The organism is Pacificispira sp. (genome assembly GCF_965228185.1).
Taxonomy (GTDB): Bacteria; Pseudomonadota; Alphaproteobacteria; order UBA8366; family Aestuariispiraceae; genus Pacificispira.
Genome location: NZ_CBDDHE010000008.1, coordinates 562,905 through 577,174, shown reverse-complemented (window position 1 = coordinate 577,174; position 14,270 = coordinate 562,905). Strand labels below are relative to the sequence as shown.

The following is a 14,270-nucleotide window of genomic DNA, read 5'->3' as shown; positions in this document are numbered from 1 at the left end:
TCAGGACGGGAAATAGAAGGTCACGCGGGTGCCGCCGTGCTCGGCTTTGGTGATCTCCAGCCTGCCGCCGTGCAGGGCCATGATTCGGTGGGTCAGCGACAGGCCCAGGCCGGTGCCGGGTATGGCCTTGCGGACCGCCTGAGCGCCGCGGAAGAAGGGTTCCCGCGCGCGCTGAATTTCCAGCTTCGTCATCCCGTCTCCGTGGTCCTCCACGAACAGGTAGCAGCCGGCCGCATCCGGCCGAAATCCGACGGTTATGCCCTTTTCCAGGCCGGCATACTTGACCGCGTTGCCCAGCACATTGATCAACGCTTGGCTGACCAGGCGGGTATCGAACCGCGCGACGGCGTCCACGGGCTGAATGTCGATATTGATATGGCCAAAGTCGGGCTCCAGGCGCAGGCCCGAAATGCCGATCGCATCGTCGACGAACTCCGCGATGTCGACCAGTTGATGTTCTGCAGGGCGCATGTCGCGTTGCAATTCGACCTGCAGCAGGATGTCGCTGATGATGTTCGTCAGGTGCTGGGAGGCTTGTAAAATCGCCCGGACATAGCCATTGGCCTTCTCGGCCGTCAAACGCGTCGCATCCAGAGTGGTCAGGAGTTCGGCATAGCCGCTGATCGCGTTCAAGGGTGTGCGCAACTCGTGACTCATATTGGCCAGGAACAGGTCGCGCGACCGCAGATTCATTTCCGATTCCGCCAAGGCGCGTTCCAACTTGGCCCGATTGTACCGCTGTTCGGTGACATCCTGGGATGTGCCGGTATGTCCAATGACCGTACCGGCCTCGTCCGTGACGATCTCCCCGATTTCCTGGATATGAGAGATCTCGCCATTGTCCGGACGTATGATCCGATACTCGGTCGAGTAGGGCATCTTCGCACGGTCGACCATATTGAATTCAGCAGTCACGCGCTCGATATCGTCCGGATGGATCAGTTCCAGGACTTGTTCCTGGCGTGTGACGACCGTGTCCGGCGGCAGGCCGTGCACGCTGACATACTCTCTGGAGTGGTGCAGGATGTTGTTCTCTAGATCCGCGTCCCAATAGCCCAGCTTGGCAATCGCGGCGGCACGCCGCGCACGGGTTTCGTCATCTGAGAGGCGCCGCGGACCGGCCTTCTTCTCGTCGTCCATTACCTGTTAACTACCCGAATCCCACCATTACCTAGGGTGCTCACCCGCAAATCCGGGAACCGTACCCTGCCAACCCTGCCCCCAAGGTAAGCGCCGTTATCCTAGGCGTCCGGACTCGCCACCCGCAAGTATTCAAGCTTTCTAACTGCTCAGCAAAGGGGCGAATGCGTCAAAAATATCACGGATAGCAACCTTGGGGAGTGGAATTCACGAGTCTGCATCCATCGCTTCAGCGAAGGAGCTATCCAGCGAATTCCGAATACAAGTTTCCTCAACCCTGCGCCCGAACACTTTCCAGGAAAGTTGATGTTTCGGCCTGCAATGCGCTGCTGGCCTGGGCCAGTGTTTCGGTCGACGTGGCAACATCGGCGACGGCGTCGCCGGTTTCCCGGGCGAGTTGGGCCATGGTCTCGACATCCTTTCGAACCTGGATCATGCGACGGGAGGAGCCGGACATAGACTCGGCTACGGAATTCGTCGTGACGCTCTGTTCTTCCGCAGCCGCGGTAATGCCTTGGACGGTTTCGCTGACCCGGTCGACGGTTGTCGCGATCTGTTTGACGATGTCGGTTGTCGCGTTGATGTCGTTCAGCATGCCGCCGATCTGTTCGGCGATCTGTGTCGTGGCGCGTTTGGTTTCCGTTGCCAAGGTCTTCACTTCGTTGGCGACGACGGCGAAACCCTTGCCGGATTCCCCGGCCCGCGCGGCCTCAATGGTTGCGTTGAGCGCCAACAGGTTGGTCTGTTCCGCGATATCGGAAATGAGCCGCACCACGTCCCGGATGGCAGCGGAGGTCTGGTTCAAATGATCGACGCGCCCAGCAGCCTCTCGGGAACGCTCTGCCGCTTCCTGGGTCTGACTTGCGGCGGAACCGACCTGCTGAGCCACTTCATGAATCGCCGTGTCGAGCTCGTGGATCGCCGATGCGATCGCCTGGATGTCGGCCTCCGCCTTGACGGTATCTTCGGAAATCCGTTGACCGCGCGCAGCGCTATCGCGCGCCTTGGATCGCACGTCCCCGGCTGAACCCGCGAGGGATTCTGCATTGGACACCAAATCTTGAACAACCGTGCCCAGAGCCGCTTGGAACTGATCGGCCAATTCGATGTTTCGGCGGCCCTGATCCGCGACAACCTTCTTTTTGAAGGCTTCCTGTTCGTTCCGATAGGTTTCGTTCGCCCGGGCTTCGTCTTTGAAGCGGTCGATGACCACGCCCATTTCCGCCAGTTCCGGAATGGCACGGAAATCCGGCGACGGTACGTCGATATTGCCGTGTGCCAGTTCGGTCATGACTTTGGTTAGTTGCGATATCGGCTTTTGAATGCGCGATTGCGTCGTCCAGATGGCGAAAGCGATTGCGAACAGAATAAAGACGATGCCGCCGCCCGAAACATAGAGCCCCGTCGTGGCCGTGTCGCGCACCGCGCTCAGATTCCGCTCGACCCGCGCGTTGATCGCATCGATCGCATCATAGATCGCCGCCGTGCCGCGCTGCGAGGTCTGATACCATTCGTCCGCAGTCATCGGGTAATCCATCGCGGCCTGGCCGGAAGTCAGCGCGGTATCGCGCATCGTCTCGACCTCGGTGGCATAGACCTCGACCGCGCCGGACGTCGCGATGGCCGGTTCCTCTGATAGGCGGGTCACATTGTTTCGGATATCGCCCAATCGCACCGAAATGCCGCCGGCCAGCGCCCGCAGGGGGATGACCTCGTTCGGGAACATCGGGATGTTCTTCAGGACATAGCGATAGATCTGAACCCGTTCGCGACCGGAAATCTCCGCCAAACTGGTCAGCATGTCTCGAATGTCCAAAAGGGCGGCGGTACCGGACGCCCCGGCTGCGGAGGCTTCCAGGTCGCGCCGAAGGTTGATGACCTGGCGCAGCAACATGTCCACGGTTTCGTCCCAGCGGGCCAACAACTCCTTCGACGCGGATTCCCCGCGCCCGATCGTCGCTTGCACCTCGCGGCGGAGGGCCATTGCGGTCTCAAGTTTGACCAGCATGTCTTCCCCGTGGCCTGTGATGGCCTTGATCTCCGGCGCGATGAGCAGCACCGAAACCGTGTCCGTCAATGTCGCGGCAATCCGATTCAGGTCCTCTTCGCTGGTTCCGGCCGGGAAAGCTTTGGTCGTCGCGTAAAGGTCGACCAGGTTGCGCACCGATACAAGGTCGCGGGTGGCTGTTTCCAGGCGCCGGGACGCGGTTTCGCGCTGTAACATCTGATCGAGGGTGTTGACCTGCGCGTATGAGTTCGCGAACTCCAGGCCGGCAACGGCCGCCAGGGTGAGGGAGAGAATACCGATAACGATATAGATGCGTAACTTGATAGACATACGAGGCTCTGGGATCCTGTGGCAGGGGACTTGGGAAGCGGCCTCTAATGGCACAAAATACATGACGGTTTTGTGAGGATGAGGTGCTCGTTTGAGCATTTGTTGCCTTATTGCCCGGCGTGGCGCCGGAAGTGCGCCGGGCTATGGTAAGGAGCTCCGTTCGCGCAACATTCCACCCCGGCAGACAAAAGAAAGGGGCTGCCGAAGCAGCCCCTTTCCCGTCGCCTTCGCAAAATGGGAGGCGATTATTTCTTCTTGTTCTGCCGGTTGTCGATCAGGTCGTCGACGACGCCCGGATCGGCCAGGGTCGACGTATCGCCCAGATTGGAGAAATCGTCCTCCGCGATCTTGCGCAAGATACGGCGCATGATCTTGCCGGACCGGGTCTTCGGCAGGCCCGGCGCCCATTGCAGCCAGTCCGGTCTGGCGATCGGGCCGATATCCTTGCGAACCCACTGGACCAGCTCCTTCTTGAGCTCGTCCGTCGGCTCTTCCCCGACATTCAGGGTGACATAGGCATAGATGCCCTGGCCCTTCACGTCATGCGGCGCACCCACGACCGCCGCCTCGGCGACCTTGGCATGACCGACCAGGGAGCTTTCTACCTCGGCCGTGCCCATACGGTGGCCGGACACGTTGATCACGTCGTCGACGCGGCCGGTGATCCAGTAATAACCGTCTTCGTCGCGGCGGCAGCCGTCGCCGGTGAAATACTTGCCCTTGTAGGTCGAGAAGTAGGTCTGCATGAAGCGCTCATGGTCGCCATAGACCGTGCGCATCTGACCGGGCCAGCTTTCGACGATGCACAGATTTCCTTCCGTCGCGCCTTCCTGGGGATGACCGTCATTGTCGACGATCTGCGGCTGGACACCGAAGAAGGGCTTGGTCGCCGATCCAGGCTTCAGGTCGATCGCGCCCGGCAGCGGGGTGATCAGGATGCCGCCGGTTTCCGTCTGCCACCAGGTATCGACGATCGGGCAGCGCTTCTTGCCGACGACTTCGTGATACCACATCCAGGCTTCCGGGTTGATCGGTTCGCCGACCGAGCCCAGCAGGCGGAGGCTGTCCAGCGAGCATTTCTCGACCGGTCCGTTGCCTTCGCGCATTAGCGCGCGGATGGCGGTCGGCGCGGTATAGAAGGTGTTCACCTTGTGCTTGTCGCAGACCTGCCAGAAGCGGGAGCTGTCCGGGTAGTTCGGCACCCCTTCGAACATCAGCGAGATCGCCCCGTTGGCCAGCGGACCATAGACGATATAGCTGTGGCCGGTGACCCAGCCGACATCCGCCGTGCACCAGTAGATATCGCCGTCGTGATAGTCGAAGACGTATTCATGCGTCATCGAGGCATAGACCATATAGCCGCCGGTCGTGTGCAGGACACCCTTCGGCTTGCCGGTCGATCCCGACGTATAAAGGATGAACAGCGGGTCTTCCGCATTCATCTCCTCCGGCGCGCAATCCGGCGCGGCGGCGGCGGTGACGTCGTGATACCAGACGTCGCGGCCGTCGACCCAGCCGATGTCCCCGCCCGTGCGCTTCACGACGATGCAGGATTTGACGGAGGGGCAATTGGCCAGCGCCTTGTCGGTATTGGCCTTCAGCGGCACCTTGCGGCCGCCGCGCAGGCCCTCGTCGGCGGTAATGACCGCGACGCAGTCGCTGTCCTGGATACGGCCGGCCAGCGCATCGGGGGAGAAACCGCCGAAGACGATGGAATGCACGGCGCCGATCCGGGCACAGGCCAGCATGGCATAGGCGGCTTCGGGGATCATCGGCATATAGATGCAGACCCGATCACCCTTCTTGACGCCCTGATCCTTCAGCGCGTTGGACAGCCGGCAGACATGCTCGTGCAGCTGACGGTAGGTGATCTTTGCATCGTCCTTGGGATCGTCGCCTTCCCAGATGATCGCGGTCTGGTCGCCGCGCGTCTCAAGATGCCGGTCGATACAGTTGTAGGAGGCATTGAGCGTGCCGTCCTCGTACCATTTGATCGAGACGTTCGGGATGTCGAAATCGACGTTCTTGACCTTGGTGTAGGGCTTGATCCAGTCGATCCGTTTCCCGTGTTCGCCCCAGAACGCGTCAGGGTCTTTCACGGATTGTTCGTACATTTCCAGATACTTGGAATTGTCGATCAGCGCGCGCTCGGCGGCGTCGGATGGGACCGGAAAAACTTCGGACTGCATTATGCGTTTCCCCTCGTTCAGACCACCCCATTCCAGGGGCTCGAATTGACCAGCGCGGGCTTGAAACACCCGTCTTTCCGCGTTCTAGCGCCACAAACCATCGCAATGGCCCGCGCGGTACGCAACTGCGCGGATGGTCGCATGAAAACGGGGCCCGGTCACCATCCCTGCAGCACCGGCCATCGAACGGCGTTTTCTGACCGGTTCCGAGCTGATGCTGGTCGTCAATCTGATAACGAAATAGGGTTCGCGCGTCTCGGGGACGTTAACGCGGCTGCATGCGCAGCGCGCTGTCCAAGCGGACGCATTCGCCGTTCATGACCGTGTTCTCGGCCATGTGGACGACCAGTGCGGCGTATTCTTCCGGTTTCCCGAAACGCTGCGGGAAGGGCAGGGTCGAGGTCAGGCTGTCTTGGACTTCCTGCGGCATGCCCAGCAGCATCGGCGTCCCGAACAGGCCCGGCGCGATGGCATTGACGCGCACACCGGTACGCGCGAATTCCCGCGCCGCCGGCAGGGTCAGGCCGACCACGCCGCCCTTCGACGCGGCATAGGCCGCCTGGCCGATCTGGCCTTCGAAAGCGGCGATGGACGCCGTGTTTACGATGACGCCGCGCTCGCCGTCCTCGTTCGGCTCCCGTGTCGCCATGTCGGCGGCGGTCAGGCGCAGCATGTTGAAGGTGCCGATCAGATTGACCTCGATCACCCGGCGGAAGGCGTCCAGGTCCATCGGGCCGTCGCGGCCGACGATCTTGGCAGCGGGGGCGATTCCGGCACAATTCACCGCGATGGCGCAGGCGCCATGGGTTTCATGCGCCTTCGCGACGGCGACTTCGGCATCGGTCGCGTCGGTGACGTCGCACAGGATCGGCAGGCCGCCGATTTCCGCCGCCACCTGCTCCAACCGGTCGCCGTTCATGTCCAGCAAGGTGACTTTCGCGCCCTTGGCGGCCAGCGCGCGGGCCGTGCCTTCGCCCAGACCCGACGCAGCGCCGGTCACGATGGCGGGCATTCCGTCGATGTTCATGGTTTCGCTCCCTTAAGCCTTCGCGGTCAGAAATCCAGATCCGCGTAATGTTTCGGCGGCGGCGCGCCGGGAATGTGATCGCCCAGGATCGGCCGGAAGGACGGGCGCGACTTGATGCGCGCGTACCAATCCTTGGCCTCCGGATGATCGTCCCAGGGCACGTCGCCGACATAGTCGACGCAGGACAAATGGGCCGCGGCCGTCAGGTCGGCCAGGGTCAATTCGTCCCCCGCCAGCCAGGTCCGGCGTTCCGCCAGCCAGCCGATATAGCCCAGATGCGTGTGAATGTTCCGGCCCCCGGCGCGCACGGCGGACGAGCTGGGCTCACCCAGGCCGAGGAACCGCTTCATGATCTTTTCTTCGACCAGATTGACGCCGACCTCTTCGTGGAACTTGTTGTCGAACCACTCGATCAGGCGGCGCACCTCGGCGCGCATCACGGCGCCGGTGCCGATCAGCGGCTGATCGCCATACATCTCGTCCAGATATTCGCAGATCGGCTGCGACCCGCAGACCCGGTTGCCGTCCTCGTCGACCAGCACCGGCACCTCGCCCGTCGGATTGACGGCAAGAAAGGCCTCGTCGCGATCCCAGGTCTTCTGGATCCGTGTCTCGAAGGACAGCTGCTTTTCGCCCAGCATCAGCCGGACCTTGCGGCAATGCGGGGAAAGCCAGAGGTGGTAGAGAAGCATCATGACGCTTCGCATATAGCGCCGATCTTGCAGTGCGGCAACGAACAAAGCGGCGGGCCGGTTTCCCGACCCGCCCAGGGATGCTTTCTGAGGTTTCGTTCCGTGCGGCGGATCAACCGTAGACCAGTCTCGGCAACCAGGTGATCAGACCGGGGAACGTCATGCACAGCACCAGGCCCAGGATCTGGAGCGCCAGAAAGGGCAGGGCTGACTTGAAGATGTCGCTCATTGGAATTTCCGGCGGCGCCACACCCCGAAGGTAGAACAGCGCATAGCCGAATGGTGGGGACAGGAACGACATCTGCATGTTCACGAGATACAGGACCCCGAACCAGACCATGATTTCCTCCGGCGCCACATGGCCGCCGAAAGTCATGGTCTTGATGATCGGGATGAAGATCGGAACGCACAGCAACAGGATGCCCACCCAGTCCAGGAACATGCCCAGAATGACCAGGATGAACATCATCAGGATCAGGACACCCCAATCGCCCAGGCCGGTGGCGTCGATCGCCTCCTGCACGAAGGTCTGACCGCCTTCGAAGACATAGAGGCCGACGAAGACCGTGGCGCCGAAGATGATCCACAGCACCATGGACGAGGCCTTGATCGTGGTGACGCACGCCTCGCGCACCGTGATCCAGCTCAGCCGGCGATGCAGGGCCGCCACCATGAAGGCGCCGAACGTACCGATCCCCGCTGCCTCCACCGGTGTCGCGACCCCGGTGAAGATGACGCCCAGAACCAGAAGGATCAGGACGGTCGGGGCCAGCATCTCGCGCATCAGCGCGAACTTCTGCCGGACCGAAATGCGTTCCTCGATCGGGATGGCCGGGCCCTTCTTCGGGTCCAGGGCACACCGGATCGAGACATAGGCGATATACATGCCCGACAGCAGCAGGCCCGGAATGACGGAGCCGATGAACAGCTCCCCGACCGACTGTTCCGCAACGACGGCATAGATGATCGCCAGGATCGACGGCGGGATCAGGATGCCCAACGTGCCCCCGGCCATGATCGCGCCCATGGCGATCTTGGGATCGTATTGGCGTTTCAGCATCGACGGCAGGGCGATGATGCCCATCGTCACGACCGCGGCACCGATCACGCCGACCATGGCGGCCAGGATGGTGGAGGCCAGGATCGTCGCCGACGCCAGACCGCCGCGCAGACCGCCCAGCAGCTTATAGATGACGTCGAACATGTCCTGAATGATGCCCGCCCTTTCCAGTATCGCCGCCATGAAGATGAACAGGGGTATGGCGGAGAGCTGATAATCGGTCATCAGCGGGAATATGCGGGACGGCACGATGTTCAGGATCTTGGCACTGTCGCCGACCAGGAACAGGAAGACGCAGGCCAGCCCCCCGGTGACGAAGGCGAGCGGCAGACCCGCCATCAGCAGCACCAAGAGGCTGCCGAACATCAGGAGGGTGAGCCATTCAATCGGGATATCGAGGCCCATGGATCAGCCCTCCTTCACATCTGGCTGGACCGCGATCGCGATATCCTCGCCCAGTTTCGCCAGACCCTGCAGGACCAGCAGCAGCGCGCCCAGAACCATGGCCAGCTTGACCGGCCAGTACTGGATCGCCCATTCGGTGAAGCTGACCTCCCAGCTTGTGGACGGGCCCGACATCTGTCGCATCGCGTCCATCGCGAAGATCCAGCCGGTGATCAGCAGGGTCCCGGCGAAGACGAAGAAGAAGAACGAGGTCGCGATATCGGCCAGCGCCTTCTTGCGGCGGCTGAACCGGGCATAGAACACATCGACCCGCACATGGCTGTCGGTCAGATAGGCATGGGCGCCGCAGATCAGATACTGCATGCCGAACATCAGGAACATGCTTTCATGGGCCCAGTTCGTCGGCGAATTGAAGACATAGCGCGCCAGGACTTCGTAGTAGTAGACGAAGACCGCGATGACGCACCAATAGGCCACGAATTCACCGCTCAGGCGGCTCAGATGCGCGATCGGACGGTACCAGGACGGCTTGCCGGACAGATCGATCCGATTGTCGTCGACCGGCGGGTCGTCGGCCCGCACCGGTTCGGTTGCGCGGTATCGGGCGACCATCCGGGGCAGCAGGATCGCGTCGATCAACAGGCCCACGGCAATGGCGATCGCCAGCCAGCCGGCAAGGTCGTTATAGAAGACCACGGTTTCCTGCGCCTCGGTCACCGATGTTTGGGCGGTTTCCAGCGCGGTTTGCGCGGCGGTCAGCTTGTCCTGATCGTCATACCCGTCGGCGACGCGTTTGCCGAAATGCTTTACCTCGAATTCATAGGACAGGATGTCGTTCTTGACCTGCGACAGGACGATGCGCGCGTCCCGGCCCGACGTGTTGCAGACCAGGATGCCGATGAAGGGGATGAGATAGAGAAAGCCCAGCACGCTTTTCAGGTAGTGCCGGTGCATGCCGACGAACCCGCCCGTGATCAGGCAGAGATAGCCGACGCCGACATTGGTCTGGTTGGTGCCGCCCTTGGCCGAGGCGCGCTTGACCAGGGCCATGGCAATGAGCGGGAAGGCGACAAGCCCCGCCCAGTACAGCCAGTGCGGCAGTACGAATTCCAAATCAGGCATTCATGTCACTCCGAACCGTCGATAAGCGAATAGGATACGGTGCCTGCGGGGCGCGCTTCCTTTCGGACGCGCGCCCCCAGGACCGCCGGTACAGGGAACTACCGACAGGGGAGCCGACTAGAGGTCGAGCTTCTGATCCTTGACCATGCCCGGCGTCACATAGCCGAGGCTGCCCGACATCATGTAGTCGAGCTGGATCTTGAAGATCTCGGCCGCGTGCTTGTCCTTGTTCGCCCAGGCGTACCAGCGCGGGATCGCCAGTTCGGTGAACTTCTCGACATCGGATTCTCCAAGCCGCGTCACGATGGTCCCGGCTTCGTCGAACTTCTTCCAGGCTTCCTGATCGGCCTTCTGGATCGCCGCGTGATGCATGTCGGAATAGACGTGGACTTCCATTTCGACGAATTGCTTCATCTGCGGCGACAGGGCGTTCCAGGCATCCATGCCGACGGTCAGATCCATCAAGTCGACCGGCTGATACAGCGACATGAAGCCCGGCGGGCCCATGGAGATGTATTTGGTGACCTGGTGGAAGCCGAGCGCATAGTTGATCGCGGGGCCGACATAGTCCGCCACGTCGATCGTGCCCTTTTCCAGCGCCGGGAAGATCTCCGATCCGGGCAGAAGCGTCGTCTTGGCGCCGGCCGCCTGGAACACTTCCGCGACCATGCCGCCGGGCAGGCGCATCTTGCGGCCCCGGAAGTCGTCGATCGACTGAATCGGCACTTTCGAATGGATGATGTTCGGGCCGTGATGGATCGGACCGACATAATGCATGCCCTGTTCCGCGAACAGCGCGCGCGCCTTCTCCAGTCCGCCCAGGCTGTAATAGAAGACATCCCATTCATGCGGATTGCGCAGGCCCAACGGATAGGAACTCAGGAACACCGAGGCCGGAATCCGGCCCGCCCAATAGAGCGTGAACGGGTTCATCGCCTGCAACACGCCGTTCTTCACCGCGTCGAAAAGCTGAAAATCGCCGACGACATCCTTCGCGCCGAACGGTTCCAGGGACAGTTCGCCGCCGGTCTTCTCGGCGATGCTGCCGCACCAATCCTTGAAGATCTGCAGGCCGACGCCGCCCGGCCAGGACGTCTGGATTTTCCAGTTGGTGCCGGCCGCCGCGGCGGTGCGGATCCAGGGCTTGGCCAGCCCGCCCGCCGTCGCGCCGGCGCCGACGAATGCGGCCCCGGTGATGGCGGCTGTTTTAAAGAAATTGCGCCGGTCGATGCCCGGCTTCGGTTGCTTCGTGTCTGCCATGGGACGGTTTCCTCCTAACTCCCGTGGAAGGCCGTGAGTCGAACCGTCTTTTTTTGCGGTCCGTAGCACGCGACCCAAGAATTAGAATTATTACAATTGGTCTTACCAATGGCAATGAGAATCCATCAGCCGGAATTAATTCCGCGCTGCGGAAAATATACAGAGATTGGGTTTTGTACGCGGTTACAGAATGTTATGCGGAATCAGCGCCATGCCACCCACGATTGGTGATCAGCATGGTTACGCCACATCCCAGGCCCAGAACCGCGAATCCCGCGATCAGCGGCACAGCGGACCCGTCGAAAGCCTGACCGACGGCGACACCGAACACCATGGACAGCAGCGTGCTGCCGGCGCCGATGACCGATGCGGCGGTGCCCGCGATATGGCCCAACGGTTCCATGGCCAGCGCGTTCAGATTGCCGAACAGCAACCCGACCCAGAAGAAGCTGAGCACCCCCCAGGCCATGAAGCCGAGGAAGGGCAGGCCGCCGTCCAGGAAGTAGGCCGCGAGGGCGAAACCGGCCGACAGGGCCGACATGGCGAAGACCGCGAGGAAAGACAGGAACCGCATGCCCAGTCGCATCACCAGCCGCGCGTTGAGGAACGACGAGGCACCGATCGACAGGGCCAGGACCGCGAAATAGATCGGGAAATCGTCGCCGACGCCATAGACCGTCTGGAACACCTGCTGCGCGGTGCTGAGATAGCCGACGAAGGCCCCGAAGATGAAACCGCCTGCAATGGTATAACCGGCCGCGACACGGGTCTTCAGGGTCTCGACCACGGCCGACCAGACCCGGCCGGCCGACAAGGGCGCTCGGTTCTCGCGCGGCAGCGTCTCCTCCAGCCGGACGTGCATCCACAATCCACCGATAAGACCCAGTGCGATCAGACTGAAGAAGATCGCCCGCCAGTCGGCCAGATGTTCGATGCCTTGCCCCAGGCTGGGTGCCAGGGCGGGCACGACGATGAAAACCGCCATGACGAAGGACATGATCCGGGCCATGCCGCGCCCGGCATAACGGTCGCGCACGATGGCCAGGGTGACGATGCGCGGCGCGGCGACCCCCAATCCCTGCAGCACCCGGCCGATCAGCATCACGGTGTAATCGGTCGCCGTCATCGACAGGACGCAGCCCGCGCCGAACAAGGCAAGCCCGGCCAGAATTACGCCTTTCCGGCCAAGCGAGTCCGACAGCGGACCGTAGATCAATTGTCCGACGGCGAATCCCAGGAAGAACAGGGACACGACCAATTGTGTGTCATTGGCCCGCAGAACGGCCAGATCGCGGCCGATGGCCGGCAGGGCCGGCAGCATGGCATCGATGGTCAGGGCGACCATGGAAATCAACAGCGCCACAAGGGCAATGAACTCGGGAAGGCTCTGTCGCCCGGCGGTGGCGCTGGTATCGGTCACGCGACCCGTCTCCTCTTCACGTCTTTCAGGATCTCCCGTGCCGCGTTTCGACCCGGAATGCCGCTGACGCCGCCGCCCGGATGGGCGCCGGATCCGCACAGATAGACGCCGTGTACCGGCATTCTATGGTCGGCATGCCCGGGGGCCGGGCGCAGGGAGAAGATTTGGTCCAGGTGCAACGCACCGTGGAAAATATCGCCGCCGACCATATTCAATTTGCGCTCGATGTCCAGCGGGCTGTTGATCTGCCGGCCGACGATGGCCTGGCGGAAATTCGGGCTGTACCGCGCGACCGTGTCGACGATGTGATCCGCCACATCCTCGCGCACATCGTCCCAGGATTGGCCGTCCGGCAGGTGGCGGCGGAAATGCTGGCAGAACAGGCTCATGACATGACAACCCTCGGGCGCCAGGCTGTCGTCCATCAGGGTCGGGATGCACATCGACACGATCGGCCCTTTGGCCCAACCGTCCCGCTTGGCGTCGTCATAGGCGTCGCGGATATAATCCAGCGACGGGCAGATATCGATCGTGTTCTTCATGGCGGTCAGGCCCGCCTCGTCGTGATCGACGCTGTCGAAGCGCGGCAGCTCGCTCAGCGCGACATTCATGCGGAAGGTGGCGCTTTCGCTGCGCCAGCCGTCGATCCGCTTGGCGAACCGTTCCGGGGCCAGGGCGGGGTCGATCAATTGGCCGAACAGGATCTGCGGATGGACATTGGCCGAGACGATCTTCGCCTTCAGGACCGAACCGTCCTCCAGCACGACACCCGCGGCCTTGCCGTTCTCGACAATCACCTCTTTCACGCCGGCATCGGTGCGGATGTCGACACCCTTCGCGCGGCAACTGTTCGCCATGGCCTGGGTGATCGCCCCCATCCCGCCCTTGGCATAGGCCCAGGCGCCGGTACGGCCGTCGACCTGTCCGAAGACATGGTGCAACAGGACATAGGCGGATCCCTGAGCATAGGGATCAACGAAATTACCGATCACACCTTCGAATCCGTACAGGCCCTTGATCGGGTCGCTTTCGAACCAGCGATCCAGATAATCGCCGACGGACATGGTCATCAGTTCCGCCAGATCGGCCTGCCGCTCGGCCGACAGTTTGCGCAGGACATTGGCTTGTCCCAACAGCTTCCACAGATCACCCAGTCCGCCGCCGAGATTGGGCGGCACTTCGCTGGCGATCGCGCGGATCGCATCGCCCAGCGATTCCAGCACGTCCTCGAACGCGCCATAGGCCTCGGCATCCGCCTTGGAGAACCGGGCCAGGGCCTGCTGCGCGCCGTTCAGATCGCGCGGCAGATACATGTGGTCTCCGTCCAGGATCGACAGGCTGCCGCCGGGCCGTTCCAGCAGGGTCAGGCCGTGTTTGTAGAGATCCAGATCCTGGATGACCGCCCGGTCCAGCAGACTGACCAGATAGGAGAAAACGGAGTTGCGGAAGCCGGGATGGAATTCCTCCGTCAGGGCCGCGCCGCCGATCACGTCGCGCCGTTCCAGCACCGTCACCTTCAGCCCGGCGCGCGCCAGGTAACCCGCGCAGGTCAGGCCGTTATGGCCCGCGCCAATCACGATCGCATCCGTCGATTCCACAGACATTCCGTTTACCCCT

General features: G+C 62.2%; 10 protein-coding genes. All 10 read right to left on the bottom strand.

Annotation, left to right across the window (positions count from 1 at the left end):
* Positions 1 to 1,140 (bottom strand): ATP-binding protein, encoded by a 1,140-nt coding sequence (locus tag ACO06O_RS17470; RefSeq protein ID WP_421882652.1) that lies wholly within the window; start codon positions 1,138 to 1,140, stop codon positions 1 to 3.
* A gap of 271 nt (positions 1,141 to 1,411) precedes the next feature.
* Positions 1,412 to 3,478 (bottom strand): methyl-accepting chemotaxis protein, encoded by a 2,067-nt coding sequence (locus ACO06O_RS17465; protein ID WP_421882649.1) that lies wholly within the window; start codon positions 3,476 to 3,478, stop codon positions 1,412 to 1,414.
* Between the two features lie 245 nt (positions 3,479 to 3,723).
* Positions 3,724 to 5,667, bottom strand: coding sequence for an acetate--CoA ligase (gene acs, locus ACO06O_RS17460; protein ID WP_421882646.1), 1,944 nt, complete (start codon positions 5,665 to 5,667; stop codon positions 3,724 to 3,726).
* 265 nt (positions 5,668 to 5,932) lie between these two features.
* Positions 5,933 to 6,694 (bottom strand): 3-hydroxyacyl-CoA dehydrogenase, encoded by a 762-nt coding sequence (locus ACO06O_RS17455; RefSeq protein ID WP_421882642.1) that lies wholly within the window; start codon positions 6,692 to 6,694, stop codon positions 5,933 to 5,935.
* 26 nt (positions 6,695 to 6,720) lie between these two features.
* A complete protein-coding gene (locus ACO06O_RS17450) occupies positions 6,721 to 7,389 on the bottom strand; it encodes a glutathione S-transferase family protein (protein ID WP_421882639.1) in 669 nt (222 codons plus the stop codon).
* Between the two features lie 109 nt (positions 7,390 to 7,498).
* Positions 7,499 to 8,851 carry a TRAP transporter large permease gene (locus ACO06O_RS17445; protein ID WP_421882636.1) on the bottom strand — a complete coding sequence of 451 codons (1,353 nt, stop codon included), beginning with the start codon at positions 8,849 to 8,851 and terminating at the stop codon, positions 7,499 to 7,501.
* 3 nt (positions 8,852 to 8,854) lie between these two features.
* Positions 8,855 to 9,973 (bottom strand): TRAP transporter small permease subunit, encoded by a 1,119-nt coding sequence (locus tag ACO06O_RS17440; protein WP_421882633.1) that lies wholly within the window; start codon positions 9,971 to 9,973, stop codon positions 8,855 to 8,857.
* Positions 9,974 to 10,090: 117 nt separating this feature from the next.
* Complete coding sequence (dctP, locus tag ACO06O_RS17435; protein WP_421882630.1) at positions 10,091 to 11,233, bottom strand: TRAP transporter substrate-binding protein DctP; 1,143 nt, start codon at positions 11,231 to 11,233, stop codon at positions 10,091 to 10,093.
* Positions 11,234 to 11,426: 193 nt separating this feature from the next.
* Positions 11,427 to 12,653 carry a multidrug effflux MFS transporter gene (locus ACO06O_RS17430; protein WP_421882627.1) on the bottom strand — a complete coding sequence of 409 codons (1,227 nt, stop codon included), beginning with the start codon at positions 12,651 to 12,653 and terminating at the stop codon, positions 11,427 to 11,429.
* Entirely contained in the window at positions 12,650 to 14,257 is a 1,608-nt protein-coding gene (locus ACO06O_RS17425; protein WP_421882625.1) for a phytoene desaturase family protein, read from the bottom strand. The genes ACO06O_RS17430 and ACO06O_RS17425 overlap by 4 nt, the downstream gene beginning before the upstream one ends.
* Between the last annotated feature and the right edge of the window lie 13 nt (positions 14,258 to 14,270).